Source organism: Novosphingobium ginsenosidimutans (assembly GCF_007954425.1).
Lineage (GTDB): Bacteria > Pseudomonadota > Alphaproteobacteria > Sphingomonadales > Sphingomonadaceae > Novosphingobium > Novosphingobium ginsenosidimutans.
Genome location: NZ_CP042345.1, coordinates 1222376 through 1240805 on the forward strand (window position 1 = coordinate 1222376; position 18430 = coordinate 1240805).

Below are 18430 nucleotides of genomic sequence, written 5' to 3' on the forward strand. Positions count from 1 at the left end.
GTCCGCAGCCAATGCCGTTTTCTGCTTCTGTCCGCCGTTTCGCCATTGCCCTCAGTGCCTTGCCAATCCTGCTTGCTCCGGCCCCGGCGGTCGCGCAGGGGGATTTGCTGGTCGCGCCAACCCGCGTGATCATCAATGGCGCCGGCAATGCGGAAGTGGTGCTGAGCAATATCGGCAACCAGGCCGCCACCTATCGCATCGGCGTCGAGTTGCGCCGAATGGAGCCCGATGGCGACTTTACCGATGTGACCGAAGCGGAAGCCAACGCGACTGAAAAGGCGGCGTTGGAAATGCTGCGTTATGCGCCCAAGCGGATCACGCTTTTGCCTGGCCAGCCCCAGGCGATTCGCCTGAGCGCGCGGCCTGCGCCTGAACTGCCTGATGGCGAATACCGCGTCCACATGAGCTTCCGCGCCGTGCCGCCGGCACTTTCGCCTGAAGTCGCGCAAGAGCAGGCGGCGGCAGGCCAGCTCGCGATCCGGCTCACACCGGTCTACGGCATCACTATCCCCGTCTTCGTCCGCAAGGGCCGGCTCGAGGCCGCTGCAACGATCGCCAACCCAAGGCTTGGCGGTAATGACACCTCCAAGTGGCTCGAGCTTGATATGCGGCGTACTGGCCAGCGTTCCGTTTATGGCGAGATCCTGGGCAAGCGCGGCGGCGAACAGGTGTTTCAGATCAAGGGTGTCGCGATCTACCCCGAGGTCCAGGGCCGCACGATCAAGGTGCCGCTGACCGCCGAGCAGGCCGCCAAGCTGACCGGGCCGATTCGCATTGAATACCGCGAACTTCCGGAAAACGGCGGACAACTGATCGCCGAAGTCACCTCGACCGTTCGCTAGCCCATCACTCCGGGAAGACGAAAGCTGACGTCATGACGGGCAACCGCCCACAACTGCGCCACTTGGCCGCCTTGATCGGGGCGGCTTTCGGCGTTGTTGGTGCGGGAGGTCCGGCCCACGCCCAGGCGTGGAGCGCGAACGAGGACGATTCGTTGCTGCTGGAATTGCGCAGCGGCCAGTACCGCCTCGGTGAGCCGCTGCGCGGCTATCAGACGCCAGCCGGCGTCTGCGTCGACTTTGCCGACCTGATCCAAGCGCTCGACTTGCCGGTGCGACTTGACAAGAAGTCGCGCCGCGCAACCGGCTGGCTGTTCGCGGAGGACCAGCGCTTCACCCTCGATCGCGATTCAAACTCGGTACAAAACATGAACGGAAACCGTGCGATCGCTGCGGAAGCGATCCACGATACGCCCGAGGGTTGGTGCATCGACCTCAAGGCGCTGTCCGGCTGGATGGGCGTAAGGTTCCGCGCGGACCTGTCCAATCTCGCGGTGGTGCTCGAATCTGATCGCAAGCTGCCGATCCTCGAGGCGATCGAACGCAAAAGTCGCGCCGCGCGACTTCGTGCACCCCGGTTTGCCGAATTCGACCTATCCAAGCTGCCGCAAGCCCAGACTCCCTATCAGAGCTGGCGCACGCCCTCGATTGATGTCCAGATCCAGGGCCAGTGGACCCGCAACATGGGTGCGCGCGCCCAGTTCGAGGCGCTGGCCTCGGGCGAGGCACTGGGGCTAAGCTACACGGCGCGCCTGGCTGGCAGCACAGACAATGGGGCGGATTCGCTTCGTCTCAAGTTGTTCCGCAACGATCCCTCGGCTGAACTGCTCGGGCCGCTCAAGGCTACGCAGATTGCCCTTGGCGACGTGGAATCGCTGCGCGGTGCGCTTACGGCCCAGACCGGGTACGGTCGTGGTGCCTTTGTATCCAACCGCCCGCTCAACCGTCCCGGCCGGTTCGGGGTGACCTCGCTGAGCGGTACCCTGCCAGCCGGCTGGGACGCCGAACTCTATCGCAATGGGGAGCTGCGGGCCTACCAAGCCGATCGCGGCGATGGCCGCTATCGGTTTGACGATATCGAGCTGCTCTGGGGCGAGAACGACTTCGAAGTCGTGCTCTATGGCCCGCAAGGCCAGATCAAGCGTGAACGATCCAGCGCGCCAGTTGGCATTGAGAGCCTTCCGGCCGGCAAGACCTGGTACTGGGCCGGCGTTGTCGATGCAGGCCGCGACCTGATCGATCTTTCGAAGACCTTCAACGATCCCAACACCGGCTGGCGCTGGGGCGTTGGCGTCGAACGCGGGATCGATCGACGAACCACGGCAGGCGTCGAATATCAGAGCGTGATGTTTGCCGGCCGCCGCCGCCATTACATCGAAGGGACCGTCCAGCGCGCGCTGGGTCGCATGCTGCTCGAAGTGAGCGGTGCGCAGCAGCTTGGTGCGGGCCGAGCCTTCCAGGCCAAGGCGCTCGGGCGTCTCGGCGCGATCCGCTATGACGCCGAGGCCCTATGGGTCGACGGTGACTTCGAAAGCGAGCTTGTTGAGGCCCAGCAGCGCCGCGAATATGGCCTGCGTTTAAGTACGGCAGTCAAACTGGGGACCTGGCGCTTGCCGGTCGAGACCGGAATTCGTCATTTCCAGACCAAAACGGGGGCAAAAGTTACGGAATGGTTAATCCGCTCGGCGCTTCAACTGAAACGCACCTCGCTGACCACTGAACTGTCGCGCCGCACGGCACGTGGCCCGGCACCGGTGCTGGCGGGTGAGGACCTGGGTACCAAGCTGAACCTGATTGCCAACACCGCCATCGGGCCGGTGCGGCTGCGCGGTGCGGCGCGGTTTGGGCTTGATGGCCAGCACCGCGGGCTGGAAAACGCCCAGGCGGTCGCTGAAGCCGGGATTGGGCAGAGTTCGACCCTGCGGCTCGGCTATGAGCACGATGCCACCGCGCGCCGCGACGAGGTCATGTTGGGATGGGTCCGCCAATTCGATCGCTTTGCCCTGCGCACCGAAGGTCGGCTCGATACCCGTGGCCGTCTGACTCTGGGGCTGACGCTCGGCTTCAGCCTGGGGCCGGACCCGGTCGACGGCGGCTGGCGGATGTCGCGCCAGCGCCTGGCCGAATCTGGGCAGGCTGCGGTCGAAGTGTTCCGTGACGAGAACGGCGATGGCTTCCGCCAGGCAGGCGAAGGTTTGGTCGAAGGCGTCGCAGCCGAGGCCGGCTTCCGCCATACCGACACGCCGACCAACAAGGCTGGCCGCGCCGTGATCGATGGCCTTACGCCCTATGTCCCGGTGCTGGTCTCGATCGATGCCGGGACGCTGCCGGATCCGTTGCTCCAACCCAAGGGCCAGGGCGTGGTCGTGGTGCCGCGTCCCGGTGTGACAGCCAAGGTCAGCCTGCCGCTTGCTCCGACGGGCGAGCTTGAGGCGCTGCTGCTTGGCCCGGATGGGGAGCCGCGTGAGGGCGTTGTGCTCGAACTGACCGATGCCGCGGGCCATGTGATGCGCCAGGTGCAGAGCGATTTCGATGGCTACGTGCTGTTCGATACGGTCCCCTATGGCGACTACCGACTGCGGATCGGCGCAGCGAGCGCAGCGGCATTGGGTGTGAGGGCAGACCTTGGTGTGGTTGTGCGGATTGACCGGACCAATCCATCGCTGCGGCTGGGCCGCATTCGGCTGCAGCCGCTGGTAACCACCCAGGTCGCGGTGGCGCATTAATCGTTCGATTAAATAGCGGTTGACCGGCGCGCGGGGCAGCGTCAAATCTCTGGCCAATTCAAGTCAGCCAGAGGGAAACCCCATGTCGCTCGATTCGCTTGCCCGCACTGCCTACACCGAAGACCACGAGGCGTTCCGCCAGACAGTGCGCCGCTTCATGCAGGAAGAGATCGCACCCCACGGCGCCCAATGGGCCGAGGATGGCATTGTCCCAAAGTCGATCTGGCCCAAGGCGGGTGAACTTGGTCTGCTCTGCCCGACTGTGCCCGAGGAGTACGGCGGCCTCGGCCTTGATTTTGGCTACAACGCGATCGTTGACGAGGAGGCGGCCTATTACGGTGGAGTCACCACCGGCTTCTCGCTCCAGTCCGACATCGTGGTCAGCTACATCGTCAACTACGGTTCGGAAGAGCAGAAGCGCCACTGGCTGCCCAAGCTGGTTTCGGGCGAAGTGATCACCGCGATCGCCATGACCGAGCCTGGCACCGGCTCCGACCTTCAGGGCATGCGCACCACGGCCAAGAAGGACGGCAACCATTACGTGATCAACGGGTCGAAGACCTACATCACCAATGGCCAGAACGCCGACCTGATCCTGGTCTGCTGCAAGACCGACACCGAGATCCAGCCGGCTTACAAGGGCGTTTCGATCGTCCTGGTCGAAGCTGATCGCGAAGGCTTCAAACGCGGTCGCAATCTCGACAAGATCGGCCAAGATGAAGCCGATACCTCGGAGCTGTTCTTCGAAGACGTGCGCGTGCCGATCACCAACTGCCTGGGGCAGGAAGGGATGGGCTTCATCTACCTGATGAGCGAACTACCGCAGGAACGCCTGTCGATCGCCGTTTCGGCCATGGCGGGTTCGCAGCGCGCCTTCGACATGACGGTCGAGTATACCCGTGACCGCAAGGCCTTCGGCAAGCCGATCCTCGACTTCCAGAACTCGCGCTTCGTGCTGGCCGACCTCAAGGCCAAGCTGCAGGTTGGCTGGGCGCACCTCGACTGGGCGCTGGCCCGTCATCTCCGCAAGGAACTGACCCCGGAAGAGGGCGCTGCGGCCAAGCTGTGGCATACCGATCTGCAGTGGGAAGTGATGGACAAGTGCCTGCAGCTGTTCGGCGGCGCCGGCTACATGAACGAGTACCCGATTGCCCGGATGTGGCGCGGAGCCCGCGTCACCCGGATCTTCGGCGGCACCAACGAAATCATGAAGGAGCTGATCGGCCGCAAGCTGTAGCGCCTCTGGCGGATCGAAAGGTCACGCAAAGGTCACACCAAACCGCGTCCGGGCCGGCCGGATCTGCCGTTGGCAATGAGCGGCTTGCGCGCATGGCGCAGCCGTTCCCGGATGACAGGCCGCGGCGGGTGTAGGAAGGCGACTTTTGGAGGCTGGCCGTCCCGGGTCCAGCCCCGGATGACGCTCACTTGAGCGGCAGGCGCTTGTCCGGCAGGCTGCGGCGCGGAATATAGCGCTTGGCCGGGCGAGCGGCGGGCACCCACTCTTCGATCACCTCGGTCTCGGTGCAGTTCTCCTGCGGCGCGACCGGTGCGGCCACGCTTGTCATGGCCACCGGCACCAAGACCATCATCGGCTGCATGGCATAGCCATAGGTCATTTGGCCGAACGGGTGTCCGTAGCCATTGCTGCCGTATCCAGAACTATAGCTCGCCATGTAGCGATCAAGGTAGCTTTCGCAGTAATCGCCCGCACGGCGGCGGTCGGACGAATCGCCGATCGCCGCGCCGGCGACGGCGCCAGCCACCCCGCCGACAACGGCGCCCAGGGTCCGATTGCCCCGGCCGGCAATCGCACTGCCGGCGACCCCGCCGACCAGTCCGCCAACCACGCCACCGGTCAACTTTCCGGTCCCGTCGAAGCGCTGCCGGCATTCGGCCAGCCAGTCTGCGCGGGCTTCCTCCCAGGCGGCCCGCTCCGGACCGGCTTGCCCCACCGGCATAACTTGGGAACCAGCCGGCATCGGTGGCAGCGGGGCGGGCTGATCGGCCGCCAGGGCAGGCGCAGCCAGGCCGGTCAGACCGGCAGCGAGAACGAGTTGCAGCGCCTGTCCACGCGGTGACATCGGCAAACCCCTGTCATGCTGGAACGATTCCCAGCCTTAATCCGGAGTTTAGCATCGCGCGGCGCGGAAAACCAAGCTGACCAAGCGCTTTGTAACTGGCCTGTCCCGTTTCGGAGCAGGCCCTGCCGCTCAGATGGCCGGGGCGATCGCTGCGGCCAGCGCCTCGATCCCGGCGGCATCCTCGGCATCGAACCGCGCCGGCTCGGGACTGTCGAGATCGATCACGGCGATCACCTGGCCATCCCGCCAGACCGGCACGACCAGTTCCGAGCGGCTGTCCGCATCGCAGGCGATATGTCCGGGGAAGGCGTTGACATCGGGCACCAGCTGGGTTTCACCCGTGGCCAGCGCAGTCCCGCACACCCCCTGACCCGCGGCGATCCGGATGCAGGCGGTCTTGCCCTGGAACGGACCCAGCACAAGGTTGCCATCGACCGTGCGATAGAATCCGGCCCAATTGAGCCGCGGCAGGAACTGCCAGATCAGAGCGGCCAGGTTCGCCATGTTGGCAACGCCGTCCGGCTCATCGTGAACCAGTGCGCGCGCCGCTGCGATCAGATCGGCATAGAGTTCGGGCTTGGGCTGGTTCGGGTCGGGGGCAAAGGCAAACATGGCCCCGCCTTAGGCGAAAGACGTCCCGGTCAAAAGGTCCATTGTCCACACGCGCCAGCCCGCTTATCAGTTTGCCATGTCCAGAACCCGCAAATGGCTGCTCGGCAGCCTCGCCGTCCTCGTCGTTATCCTCGGTCTCGGCTATGTGCTGACCCGGCCAACTCCGGCCAAGCATACGCCGGATGAGCTGTCCGGCCGCGATCCGCTGATTGTCGAACCCGATGTTGAGCGGTTCCCTTCGATCCGCATTGCCGAGCCGGTGGGCTGGGCGGCCAATGAAGCACCGGTCGCCGCCAAGGGCCTGACGGTCAACCGCTTTGCCGAGGGGCTTCAGCATCCGCGCGTGATTCTGGTCCTGCCCAACGGCGATGTCATTGCGGCGGAAGCCGATGCGCCCAAGGGCAATCTTGGTAGTGGGCTTGAGGCGCTGGTAGCCAAGTTCCTGATGGGCGGCGCGGGCGCACAGCAAGGCTCGCCCGATCGCTTGGTGCTGCTGCGCGATGCCGATGGCGACGGGAAGGCCGAGGAGCGTCACGTCCTGCGCCAGGGCAACGGCCTTGCTTCGCCCTCGGGTCTCGGCTGGCGCGAGGGTACACTCTATGTCGCCAACCACGATGCAGTGCTGTCGTTCCCCTATCAGCTGGGCGAAACCGCCCTGACGGGTGCACCCAAGAAGCTGATGGACCTGCCGCCCTCCGGCAATCACTGGATGCGCAACCTGGTGCTGAGCGCCGACGGCGCGAAGCTCTATGTCGCGGTGGGCTCTGCCTCCAACATCGCGGAGAAGGGCTTCGAAATCGAACAGGGCCGCGCGGCGATCTGGGAACTGGACCTGAAGACGGGGCGGGCGCGCCAATATGCCCAGGGCCTGCGTAATGCCAACGGCCTAGACTGGAACCCCTCGACCGGCGAACTCTGGACCGTCGTCAACGAGCGCGACATGCTCGGGCCCGATCTTGTGCCGGATTACCTGACCAACGTGCCGGTCGGCGCGCACTATGGCTGGCCGTGGATTTACTGGAAGAAGTACGACGATGACCGCGTGGTCGGCCTGCCGCCGGAATTCATCGATGAATATGTCCGCAAGCCCGAATATGGCCTGGGTGCGCACATGGCGCCGCTGGGCCTGGCCTTCTTGCGCGGCGGTGAGAAGATGGGGGCCAATTTCACGAACGGCGCCTTTATCGCCCGCCATGGCTCGTGGAACCGCGAGCCGCTGACCGGCTATGACGTGGTCTTCGTGGCCTTTGATGCCAACGGCAACCCGCAGGGCAAGCCGATCCCGGTTCTCACCGGCTTTCTCAGCGGCAAGAAGGAAACTCGCGGTCGCCCGACCTGGGTGGCCTTCGACAAGACCGGCGCGCTGCTGGTGACTGACGACACTGCCGGGATCGTCTGGCGCGTTTCGGCGCCAGGCGCGGCAGCGGGTCCAGCCGTGCGCCCGGTGGTGACGGCGCGGATGCCGGCGCAGCGCGAGCTCGATGGCAATCTCGAAGCGCAGTACCGCGCCGGGTTCAAGCAGGCGGGCGGGGAGTAAGCCTTAGAGCGACTGGCCGGCGCGCCCGGCCAGTTCGGTCACGTACTGCCAGGCAACGCGGCCAGAGCGGGCGCCGCGGCGCTTGGCCCATTCCAGCGCCTCGCCCTGATCCCAGGACAGGCCATGGCTGGCGCAATAGCCCGCGACGATCGCCAGGTAATCTTCCTGGCTACAGGCGTGGAAGCCGATCGACAGGCCAAAGCGATCGGCGAGGGCCAGCTTGTCATCCACCGCATCGCGCGGATTGATCGGATCGTCCTGCTCTGCAGCGTGCCGCGGAACGATCGCGCGGCGGTTGGCGGTGACCGCAAGGCGGACGTTGGCCGGTCGGGCATCGACCCCGCCTTCCAACCACGAACGCAGGGCGCGCGGTCCCTCGCTATCGCTATCGGCAAAGCCCAGGTCGTCGATGAAGACCAGGAACTGCCGCCGCTCCGATCCAAGCGCCGAAAACAGACGGGGCAGGGCCGCAAAGGCATCGGGCGCGACCTGGACGAGTGCCAGCGCCGCGGGATCCTGCTCCTGCGCAGCAATCACGCTGGCACGTAGTAGCGCCGATTTGCCCATGCCCCGTGCGCCCCACAGCAGCATGTCGTGCGCCGCGTGGCCAGCGGCCAGGCGCGACACGTTGGCGGTGACGAGCGCCTTTTGCGCATTGATACCTTTCAGCAGCTCCAGCCCGGGCGCTGCCAGGGCCAACACGGCGCGAGCCCCAGTGCGATCCCAGACATAGGCCGGTGCCGAAGTCCAGTCCGGCATGGCGGGCAGGGCGCCGGCCAGACGCTCCAGCGCGTCGGCGATGCGCGCCAGGGGATCGCCCTGATCGCTCATCCGGCCAGCGCCTCTGCATCAAGCGCGTAGAACAGGTCAGCCCCGGCCGTGGCCTGGGCCTTGAGGCCGCGCGCCTCGCTGGCGATGTGCTGGGCGAAGTAGCGGGCGACCACTGTCTTGGCCTTGGCCTGCGGCGTGTCCTCCCCGGCCAGAGCCCGGGCCTGGCGCTGGAGCTGCCAGCCGGCGACGGCGACGGCGCTCATCGTGCAGAACGGCACGCTTCCCGCAAGGCGATCATCGAGGCTCGCCTCTGCACCCATCCACCGGACAATCCCCTCGCAGTCGCCCGCAAGCGCCGCCAGTTCGGGCGCATCGGCACAATCCGCTGCGATTTCGGCGAAAAGAGAGGTCAGAACGCCACCCTGCTCATAGCCAAGCTTGCGCGTGACCAGGTCCGCCGCCTGGATCCCGTTGGTGCCTTCGTAGATCGGGGCAATGCGCGCGTCGCGATAGTGCTGGGCCGCGCCGGTTTCCTCGACAAAGCCCATGCCCCCGTGGATCTGGACACCGAGGCTGGCGACTTCGCAACCGATGTCGGTGCCCCAGGCCTTGAGCATCGGCACCAGACAGTCGGCGCGCAGCTGCGCGGCCACATCGCTGAGCGCGCCGCGATCGACCTGGCCGGCGGTGTAATAGAGCAGGGCGCGCGAACCTTCAGTCAGCGCCCGCATCCGCAGCAGCATCCGCCGCACGTCGGGGTGCTCGATAATTGCGACCGGCTCGCGGCTGGCACCACCGGCGCGGGCCGACTGGACGCGGTCGCGGGCATAGTACCGGGCTTGCTGCAGCGCGCGCTCGGCAATCTGGACGCCCTGGTTGCCGACATTGATCCGGGCCGAATTCATCATCGTGAACATGGCCTTCAGGCCTTCGTTCTCGTGCCCGATCAGTTCGCCGATGCAGTCGTCATTGTCGCCGAAGCTCATCACGCAGGTCGGGCTGGCCATGATGCCGAGCTTGTGCTCGATCGAGACGCAGCGCAGATCATTGCGCGGGCCGAGCGAGCCGTCGGGCTTCACCAGGTATTTGGGTACCACGAACAGCGAGATACCGCGGCTGCCGGCTGGCGCACCGGGGGTGCGGGCAAGGACCAGATGGACGATGTTCCCCGCCAGGTCATGCTCGCCCCAGGTGATAAAGATCTTGGTGCCCTTGATTGACCAGGTGCCATCGCCGCGCGGCGTGGCGGTGGTGCGCAGCGCGCCGACATCCGAACCGGCCTGCGGCTCGGTCAGGTTCATCGTGCCCGACCATTCGCCGCTGACCAGCTTTGGCAGGTAGAGCGCCTGTTGCTGCGGGCTGCCATGGTGGGCCAGCGCGTCGATCGCGCCGACCGTCAGCATCGGCAGCAGCGAGAAGGCCATGTTGGCCGCGCCAAGGTTTTCGAGCACGTTAGCGGCCAGCGTGAAGGGCAGGCCCTGACCACCGTGGGCTTCGTCCCCGGCGACTGCGTTCCAGCCCTGCTCGACATAGGCGCGATAGGCCTCGGCAAAGCCATCAGGCAGAGTGACCGTGCCATTGGCCAGCTTGGCCCCTTCCTGGTCACCCTTGCGGTTGAGCGGGGCGAACTCCCCAGCGGCGAACTGGCCGATCCCTTCGACGATCGCCTCAACCATGTCCGGGCTTGCCGCAGCGAAGCGCGGATGAGCGGCGAGCTCATCAATCCCGGCATTGACCTTGATGGCGAGGACCTGATCGGCGGTGGGGGCAGTGAAATCCATGGCGCTCTCTTGCTTTCCCTTGGCTTTGCAGCTTCCCGCCTATAGCGGGAGGCGCATGGCCGACAAGCATGAAGCCGCGCAGATCCATGTCGCCGATTCCGCAGGGATCGCTGCGGCGGCGGCGCTGCTGCGCGACGGGGGCTTGGTCGCGCTGCCGACCGAGACAGTTTATGGCCTTGCCGCGCGGGCTGACCGGGCGGAAGCCGTGGCCGCAATCTATCGCGCGAAGGGGCGGCCGGACTTCAATCCGCTGATCGTCCATGTGGAGTCGGTCGATGTGGCCAGGCAGCTTGCGCGCTTCGATGACCGCGCCGAGGCCTTGGCAAAGGCCTTTTGGCCGGGCGCGCTGACACTGGTGCTGCCGGTGCGCTCGGAAGCCGCAATTGCGCCAGCGGTGACGGCCGGCCTGCCGACCATCGCCCTGCGCTGCCCGGCGCATCCGGTGATGCGCGCCGTGCTTGAAGCCAGCGGGCTGCCGCTGGCTGCGCCATCGGCCAATCGCAGTGGCGGGGTAAGCCCGACCCGGGCCGAGCATGTCGCTGCTTCGCTTGGAGTTGCCGTACCACTGATTCTCGACGGCGGGGCCTGCGCTGCCGGTCTTGAGTCCACCATCGTTGCCCTGCGTGACGATGGCCGTTGGCAGGTCCTGCGGCCTGGCCCGCTCCCGGAGGCCCAGATTTCGGCAGTTCTTGGGCGAGAGGTCGACGCCGTGACGTCAGCCGCGATCGAGGCGCCAGGTCAGCTCGCCAGCCACTATGCCCCAGGAAAGCCGGTGCGGCTCAATGCCGCGACGGCCGCAGCGGATGAATTCCTGATTGGCTTCGGGCCGGTGGCGGGGGATCTTTCGCTCTCGCCCAAGGGCGACCTGGCCGAAGCCGCCGCTGCGCTCTATGCCGCGTTTCACGCCGGAGCAGCTTCGCCCAAGCCCCGGATCGCCGTGGCAGCAGTCCCCGAAGTGGGGATCGGCGCTGCCATCAACGACCGACTGCGGCGCGCGGCCGCCTGATCAATCGCGTTCGTAAGGCACACTCGGCATCAGCGCGCGCATTTCGGCGTAGGCCTGCTCCGCCTTGCGGCAGGCGCCATCATCGCCGCGCTCGCACTTGCTCGACTGTTTGCGGTATTCGCGATCAAGTTCGCCCAGGCGTTCCTCGCGCCGCCGGATTTCGCGGCCGCGCTTCTGATCCCGTTCCGAATCGCTGGTGGTCATGACATCGACCACGGTGCTGCCGGCTTCCACCGCGCGCGAGGCACCCCGCACCGGAGCCGAAGCGACGTCGAAGGCCGCTCCAGCCACGCCGCAGCCCGGCAGGGCCAGCACGGCCGGCAAAAGAAGCAGTTTGGTCTGAGTCATGGCGAAGCCCCCGGCGCGATCAGGATCAGGCGATCCTGACCGCACCTGGGTTAGCTGGAGATGAACCGAACTTACTTCGCCGCTTCGCTGGCTGGCGCGGAACCGTTGCCCGGTTCGCAGACGAGTTTGCCCGAACCCATCGATTCGACCGTGCACCGTGCGCGGCCGCGCACCGTCACGCTGCCTGAGCCCATGATCTTGGCCTTGACCTCGCCATCGCTGGAGAAGGCCGAATTGCCCGATCCGGCAATGGTCAGATCGGCCTTGTCGGTCTTCAAGGCGTCCATATTGGCCGAGCCGCTGCCGACAATGCTGACATCGAGCGCGGCGACATTGCCTGCGCCGCGGTAGGAGCCTGATCCGGCGATCGTCAGATCAAGCTTGTCGCCCGCGACATTGGGCGTTTCGATATCGCCCGACCCGGCGATCGTGACCTTGGCATCCTTGGCCAGAGCAGCGGCATTGATCTTGCCCGAGCCGGCCATGGTCAGGGTCTTGGGCGCCGGCATGGTTACGTTGACCACGGCCTTGCCCTCGTCGGCGTCGATCATCTTGCCTTCGCGCAGCACGCCCAGGGTGCCGTCTTTCAGCGTGAAACGCAGCTTGTCGGTCACCGCCTTGTCACCTTCGACGGTGATGGCCAGCTTGTCACCCTGGGTCACGCGGACCTCGTCCGGGCCCAGCAGGACCAGTTCCTCGGGCGGGGTGCCTGTCAGATCGATCTCGGCGAGCGGCTTGCCTTTTTCACCGTTGATCGAGACGTTGCCGTCGCAAGCGGCCAGCCCGGCGGTCATGGCAACGGCGATGATCGGACCGAGGGCCCGGAAGAACCTGTCAAACTTCATGGCGAGTCTCCTGCGCAATGTGTGTTGTCGATATAATACAGCACAGCAGTTTCGACAAGTGGGCGTGGCACGACCATACGAAAAGGGCCGCTTCCTTGCGGAAACGGCCCCTCTCGGTGATCCGGTTACTGTCGATCAGGCGCTGGCCGTCTCGGCATAGTACTTCGGCGCATGCTCGTTGAGGATCGCCAGGATCTTCTTGAGCGCAGCCGGTTCATCGGTCTTTTCCATCGCCGCCAGTTCGCGCGCCAGGCGCGACGAGGCGGCTTCGAAGATCTGCCGTTCCGAATAGGACTGTTCCGGCTGGTCATCCGCACGGAACAGGTCGCGGGTCACTTCGGCGATCGACACCAGGTCGCCCGAATTGATCTTCGCTTCGTATTCCTGGGCGCGGCGCGACCACATGGTGCGCTTGACCTTCGGCTTGCCCTTCAGCGTATCAAGCGCCTCGCGCAGCGTCTTGTCGCTCGACAGCTTGCGCATGCCGATCGCCTCAACCTTGTTGGTCGGCACGCGGAGCGTCATCCGCTCCTTCTCGAAGCGCAGGACATAGAGTTCCAACTTCATGCCGGCGATTTCCTGCTCCAGCAGTTCGATCACCCGGCCAACACCATGCTTGGGATAAACGACGTAGTCACCAACATCGAAGGCGTGCGCCTTGGAAGCCATGTATCGTCCTTTCATGCGGCGGGGAGATTACCCGTCGAACCGGACAGCGGCGTGGATTTCCAGTGCGGCGCCCGCCATTCGGCCGACACCGTGTGTCCCCCATCCGTGTTCGCAGTCCCGCCTAGCCAATGATTGTCACGTTTCCAGGGCAGGGCGCCCTGAAAGTCGGACCATTATATAGCATATGGGCAACAAAATTACCAGTCCGCAGAATTCCGCGCTCTGACAAGCGATTCCGCTGTCAACCAGCCATCACGGCAAATGCAAAAATTGCAATCGATTCGCCCTGCTGGCGCGAAGGATCAGTCACCCTCGCCGGGTTCGGGCGAGAAGTACTTGTCAAACTTGCCATCCTCACCCTTGTGCTCGTCGGCGTCGGCCGGCGTTTCCTTCTTGGTGGTGAGGTTGGGCCATTCGGCCGAGTACTTCGCGTTGAGCTCAAGCCACTGTTCCAGACCCGATTCGGTATCGGGCAGGATCGCTTCGGCCGGGCATTCCGGTTCGCACACGCCGCAATCGATGCATTCGCTGGGGTTGATCACCAGCATGTTCTCGCCCTCGTAGAAGCAATCGACCGGGCAGACCTCGACACAGTCCATGTACTTGCACTTGATGCAGGCGTCGGTGACGACATAGGTCATGGCAGTCAGGTCCCCTAAGGCGTGTTGTTATCTGACGCTGCTATGGGATTTGCAGCGCGCTCGTCAAGCGTGCGGTAACAGGCAAATGCTTCTGCTGCCGGTCCACGGCGTGCAGGAACAGCGATCAGCTCGATCACGCGCACCCCCGAGCGGGCCGGAACAGTCAGGATGTCGCCCGCGCCGACTTCGGCACTGGGCTTCTCGATTCGCCGGCCATTGCGGCGGAAATGGCCCTCGGCCACCCAGTCATGCGCCACGGTCCGGGTTGGCGCGAGGCGGAGAAACCAGAGCAGCTTGTCGATCCTCAAGAGACCAGCCCCGCCAGCGCAGCAAATGCCCCGCCCGCGGGCGGCACCGTGGACTGAGCGAACACTGGGTCGCGCCGCGTCGGCCGCCAGCGCCAGCGCGGCGGCTGGATCGGACCGAACGCGCCCTTGGGCAGGGGCCGGGGCATGATTGGCTGAAAGCCGGCCAGGCGAAGTAACTGGGCATAGGCCGGGGTGTGCAGGCCCATCGAGATGGCGAGCGCCGGATCGAGCACCACGGGCTTGCCTGACCCGGCGCTGCGAGCGCCGTGCGCGGCGTGGAGCAGCTTCTCGGCCAGGTCGAGCCGCAGCGCCTGTTTGCCAAGCGCGCGATAGCCCGGGGGCGGAAGCTCCCGGCCGGCACATGCCAGGACCGGCGGCATGGCCGGGTGTGGCTGCGGCGCAGCCTGGCCCCTGACGGCCTGCAAGGTTCGCCAGGCCGCCAGCGGTGCAGGTTTCAGCATGGTCGGAACAAACAGGTGGAGCGCCCCGACCTGAACCCCCAGGCGCCGCAACAGGTGGCGCTGGGCCTGGCTCAGCAGCTCGACCCCCGATTCGATCTTGGTCAAGGCACCGCCGGCCTCGACCAGGCGAATCAGCAAGGCCCGCAGTTCGGGACCGCCCTCGGCTGCACGGCTTGCGGCTTCAAGCTTGCGGAGCGGTGCAAGTGAATCGAGCGCCTGCTCGATCCAACGTTCAAGCGCCAGCTCAAGGTCGCGCCGCGCCGCCGGTGGCAACGCGGAAAGCGCGGGTTCAAGCACAAGGACCGGCGTAAGGACTGACTTGCCCGGCACAAGCCTGGCGATACGCTCGCCGTCCCATTCGAGCGAGGCGCCTGACAGGGCCAGATTGGCCGGGTTGCCCTCCGCCAGCGCGGCCGCAAGCTGGTTCGCCCGCTCGGCCAGCAAGGCGGGGAGATGACGTTCGGCGGCCGCCAGCAGCAGCTTGCGATCTGCCAGCCGCGCGTTCGGATCGACGCGGAAGCGGAAGCCCACCAGCACACCGATCGGCTCGCCATCGACCTCGACCCGGTCTTCGGCGACGGTGACCGGCAGCAATCCTGCATCCGGCCCGAGCTTTTTCATCAGCACCGAGGTGCGACGATTGACGAAGCGCTCGGTCAGGCGTCCATGCAAGGCATCGGACAATCGCGCTTCGGCCGCGCGGGCGCGGGCGGCCATTTCCTCGCGGGCCACAACCCAATCGGGCCGCTGGGCAATGTAAGACCATGACCGGATCGCTGCGATACGACCCTGGAGCGTGTCGATGTCCCCATCGGGCCGGTCGAGCTCGGCAATTGCCCGGGCAACATGATCGCCCGGGATCTGCCCATCCTTGAGATCGGCCCACAGCCGCGCTACGAAGCGGGCATGGGTATCAGCGCCGTGCTGGCGGAAATCGGGCAGGCGGCAGGCATCCCAAAGCCGTCCAACGCGCGCAGCGCCGCGTGCGTCGGCCAAGATCGCGGGGTCATCGGCCAGGCGCTTGAGAACGGCGAGATCGATTGCTTCGGGCGCGGCGCGCAATTCGCTACGATCCGGTATCTGCTCCAGGTCAGCAATCAGCCGCGCGACGGACGAGCAGTCTGGATCGGCATTGCGCCAGAACAGCTGCGTCAGCGGCGCAAAGCGGTGCTCCTCAATCGCGTAGACCTCTTCGGGCAAGAATTCCGCATCGTGGCTGGCGGTCCCCGCCAGTGTGCCGAAGGTGCCGTCGGTTTGGTGCCGCCCCGCGCGCCCGGCAATCTGCGCCATCTCGGAGGGGAACAGCCGGCGCTGGCGCACCCCATCGAATTTCGACAGTCCGGCAAAGGCGACATGCTGGACATCGAGATTGAGGCCCATCCCAATGGCATCGGTCGCCACCAGGTAGTCGACCTCGCCTGACTGGTATAATGCTACCTGCCGGTTGCGTGTTTCGGGCGATAGCGCCCCCATTACCACCGCCGCCCCACCCCGGAAGCGGCGGAGCATCTCGGCAATGGCGTAGACCTGCTCGGCCGAAAAGGCGACGATCGCCGAACGGGGCGGAATGCGCGAAAGTTTGCGTGCCCCGGCGTGGCTCAGCGTGGAAAAACGCGGCCGCCCGACAATTTCCGCATCGGGTACCAAGGCGCGGACCATCGGCTCAAGCGTTGCCGATCCCAGGATCATCGTCTCTTCGCGGCCGCGGGCATGGAGCAAGCGGTCCGTAAACACATGGCCGCGCTCGCGGTCAGCGCCGAGCTGCGCTTCATCGAGCGCAACAAAGGCAAGGTCAGCCTGGGTCGGCATGGCTTCGGCGGTGCACAGCAGCCAGCGCGCATGCTTCGGCTCGATCCGCTCTTCACCGGTGATCAGCGCGACGCGATCGGCACCCTTGATCGCGCAGACCCGGTCATAGACCTCGCGCGCCAACAGTCGCAGCGGAAAGCCGATTGCGCCCGAGGAATGGGCGCACAGGCGCTCGATGGCGAGATGGGTCTTGCCGGTGTTGGTCGGTCCGAGCACGGCCTTGATCCGGCCCTGGCCGGATCGATCCTGTCGGGCGAAAGTGCTGCGCGCCATTGTGCTGCTGGATGTGGCATCGCCATCGGACCACGACAAGCTTTGCATCGTCCTTATTCCCAGATCGACCTACCGCCTTTAGGCGAAGATTAACCTTACCCGTGCACAGCGGTTGCCGATTGCAGCCGCCCGGGGGCCAGATTGGTGTTCATATCGCGTGAAGCGCTTGAAACCGGGGTCGGCACGGCGCCGCTGGGCCTGCGCATTGCCACCAGTTCGGCACGCTTGGGTCGGACGGAACTGCCTTCTGGCATACCGCCGTTCGGACAACGGCTGGCCCAGCTTCGCCAGCATTGGGAACTACGTCTCGCCCGGCTCGACTGGACGCCCGACCTGGCCGAAGAGATCGGGTCGGCGCGGTGGTTTCGTGGCCTTGGCACCCTGTTTGGTCTGAGCGCTCTGGCGCTGGCCTTCCTGCCGGACTTTTCTTCGATCGCGGCGCCGCCGGCGATGCATGTCGATTCGACCTCGCAAGACGAATTTCGCAACCAGGCGATCCAGCCGCTGGCCTACGGCGGCGAATCGGGGCGTAAGATGGGCCTGACCGAGCGGGTCAGTCCCGTTGCCAATGTACCCGAACGTCCGATTGTCCAGCTCACTGCCACTTTCACGCAAGGCGACAGCTTCGATCACCTGCTCGAGCGCGCCGGGGTTGGTGCCGGCGATGCCACCCGGGTCAGCAACCTGGTAGCAGGCTCGATCGAGCAGGGCGGGCTGACCCCTGGCACGCAGATCGACATTACGCTCGGCAAGCGCTCTGGCCCCGGCCTGCCACGTCCGCTCGAAGCAGTGTCTTTCCGCGCGCGGTTTGACCTCAAGCTGGGGGTGGTGCGCAGCGGGAGCGACTTTGTGCTCCGGCCGCAGGCGATCGCCGTCAACGCGATGCCGCTGCGGATCCGCGGGACCATCGGCGCGGGCCTCTATCGCTCGGCCCGGGCGGCTGGCGCGCCGATCGAGGCGATCCAGCAGTATCTCCAGGTGCTGGACCAGCACCTCAGCCTCGATACCGCGATCGAACCCGGCGACACTTTTGACATCATCGTCGGCTTCAAGCGCGCCGCGACCGGTGAAACTCGCGTCGGTGAGCTGCTGTTTGCCGGGGTCGAGCGCAATGGCAGGCCCAAGGCGCAACTGCTGCGGTGGGGCGGGGACGGCCAGTTCTTCGAAGCATCGGGCATGGGTGCGCAGCGTTCGGGCCTGATCATGCCGGTGGTTGGCCGGATCACCTCTGACTTCGGTGCCCGCCGCCATCCGATCCTGGGCTATACCCGGATGCATGCGGGCGTCGATTTCGGCGCACCGATGGGCGCCCCGATCTATGCGGTCGGCGATGCCACGGTCACTTTTGCGGGCTGGGGCGGCGGCCATGGCAACCACGTCAAGCTTGACCATGGTGGCGGCTGGGGAACGGGCTATTCGCACATGAGCCGGATTGCAGTCTCGCCTGGCAGCCGGGTCCGCGCGGGGCAGGTGATTGGCTATGTCGGCTCGACCGGCCTTTCGACCGGGCCGCATCTCCATTACGAGCTCTACCGCAACGGTGCGAAGGTCAACCCGATGTCGGTGCGCTTCACCGTCTCGAACCAGGTCGACGCCAAGGAACTGGCGGCGTTCAAGGCCAGGATGGCCGCGCTCAAGGCCGTTGTCCCGGGCGCTGCCCTTGGGCCGGCCGCCACCCCAGCGCCGGCGCTGCCGCAGCTCTGATCGCCGGGGCTTGCTGGCC

Annotated in this window: 16 protein-coding genes; 6 read left to right on the forward strand and 10 right to left on the reverse strand. The window is 65.8% G+C overall.

Annotation, left to right across the window (positions count from 1 at the left end; translation table 11 throughout):
• The first annotated feature begins 11 nt into the window (after positions 1-11).
• The 3 genes from FRF71_RS06195 to FRF71_RS06205 all read left to right on the forward strand — a co-directional run bounded on the left by FRF71_RS06195 (position 12) and on the right by FRF71_RS06205 (position 4802).
• Positions 12-842, forward strand: a complete 831-nt coding sequence (locus FRF71_RS06195; protein WP_238339470.1) for a fimbrial biogenesis chaperone — start codon at positions 12-14, stop codon at positions 840-842.
• A 32-nt stretch (positions 843-874) separates the two neighbouring features.
• Positions 875-3565 (forward strand): carboxypeptidase-like regulatory domain-containing protein, encoded by a 2691-nt coding sequence (locus FRF71_RS06200; protein ID WP_147089740.1) that lies wholly within the window; start codon positions 875-877, stop codon positions 3563-3565.
• 82 nt (positions 3566-3647) lie between these two features.
• Positions 3648-4802, forward strand: coding sequence for an acyl-CoA dehydrogenase family protein (locus FRF71_RS06205; protein ID WP_147089741.1), 1155 nt, complete (start codon positions 3648-3650; stop codon positions 4800-4802).
• Positions 4803-4986: 184 nt separating this feature from the next.
• Here FRF71_RS06205 and FRF71_RS06210 read toward each other — a convergent pair whose 3' ends face one another.
• Positions 4987-5646, reverse strand: coding sequence for a glycine zipper 2TM domain-containing protein (locus FRF71_RS06210; protein WP_147089742.1), 660 nt, complete (start codon positions 5644-5646; stop codon positions 4987-4989).
• A 129-nt stretch (positions 5647-5775) separates the two neighbouring features.
• Entirely contained in the window at positions 5776-6258 is a 483-nt protein-coding gene (locus FRF71_RS06215) for a GAF domain-containing protein (RefSeq protein WP_147089743.1), read from the reverse strand.
• A gap of 76 nt (positions 6259-6334) precedes the next feature.
• Between FRF71_RS06215 and FRF71_RS06220 the strand changes: the two genes are divergently transcribed.
• Positions 6335-7795, forward strand: a complete 1461-nt coding sequence (locus FRF71_RS06220) for a PQQ-dependent sugar dehydrogenase (protein WP_147089744.1) — start codon at positions 6335-6337, stop codon at positions 7793-7795.
• Positions 7796-7798: 3 nt separating this feature from the next.
• Here the strand turns inward: FRF71_RS06220 and FRF71_RS06225 are convergent, their stop codons facing one another.
• Positions 7799-8626, reverse strand: coding sequence for an ATP-binding protein (locus tag FRF71_RS06225; RefSeq protein WP_147089745.1), 828 nt, complete (start codon positions 8624-8626; stop codon positions 7799-7801).
• A complete protein-coding gene (locus tag FRF71_RS06230; protein WP_147089746.1) occupies positions 8623-10347 on the reverse strand; it encodes an acyl-CoA dehydrogenase family protein in 1725 nt (574 codons plus the stop codon). Before FRF71_RS06230 ends, FRF71_RS06225 begins: the two co-directional genes overlap by 4 nt.
• 55 nt (positions 10348-10402) lie before the next feature.
• Between FRF71_RS06230 and FRF71_RS06235 the strand changes: the two genes are divergently transcribed.
• Entirely contained in the window at positions 10403-11353 is a 951-nt protein-coding gene (locus tag FRF71_RS06235) for an L-threonylcarbamoyladenylate synthase (RefSeq protein ID WP_147089747.1), read from the forward strand.
• Here FRF71_RS06235 and FRF71_RS06240 read toward each other — a convergent pair whose 3' ends face one another.
• The 6 genes from FRF71_RS06240 to FRF71_RS06265 form a co-directional block, all read right to left on the reverse strand.
• On the reverse strand, positions 11354-11701 hold the full coding sequence (locus FRF71_RS06240) for a hypothetical protein (protein ID WP_147089748.1): 348 nt from the start codon (positions 11699-11701) through the stop codon (positions 11354-11356).
• 71 nt (positions 11702-11772) lie between these two features.
• The gene (locus FRF71_RS06245; RefSeq protein ID WP_147089749.1) at positions 11773-12546 is read right to left on the reverse strand and encodes a head GIN domain-containing protein; all 774 of its coding nucleotides are present in this window, start codon (positions 12544-12546) and stop codon (positions 11773-11775) included.
• A gap of 135 nt (positions 12547-12681) precedes the next feature.
• The gene (locus tag FRF71_RS06250) at positions 12682-13215 is read right to left on the reverse strand and encodes a CarD family transcriptional regulator (RefSeq protein WP_147089750.1); all 534 of its coding nucleotides are present in this window, start codon (positions 13213-13215) and stop codon (positions 12682-12684) included.
• 302 nt (positions 13216-13517) lie between these two features.
• The gene (gene fdxA, locus FRF71_RS06255) at positions 13518-13856 is read right to left on the reverse strand and encodes a ferredoxin FdxA (protein WP_147089751.1); all 339 of its coding nucleotides are present in this window, start codon (positions 13854-13856) and stop codon (positions 13518-13520) included.
• A 14-nt stretch (positions 13857-13870) separates the two neighbouring features.
• The gene (locus FRF71_RS06260) at positions 13871-14164 is read right to left on the reverse strand and encodes an RNA-binding S4 domain-containing protein (RefSeq protein ID WP_147089752.1); all 294 of its coding nucleotides are present in this window, start codon (positions 14162-14164) and stop codon (positions 13871-13873) included.
• Positions 14161-16707 (reverse strand): helicase-related protein, encoded by a 2547-nt coding sequence (locus tag FRF71_RS06265; protein WP_147089753.1) that lies wholly within the window; start codon positions 16705-16707, stop codon positions 14161-14163. Before FRF71_RS06265 ends, FRF71_RS06260 begins: the two co-directional genes overlap by 4 nt.
• Positions 16708-16851: 144 nt before the next feature.
• On the opposite strand from FRF71_RS06265, the gene FRF71_RS06270 reads away from it, so the two are divergent.
• Positions 16852-18411 (forward strand): M23 family metallopeptidase, encoded by a 1560-nt coding sequence (locus FRF71_RS06270; protein ID WP_147089754.1) that lies wholly within the window; start codon positions 16852-16854, stop codon positions 18409-18411.
• Positions 18412-18430 lie beyond the last annotated feature (19 nt).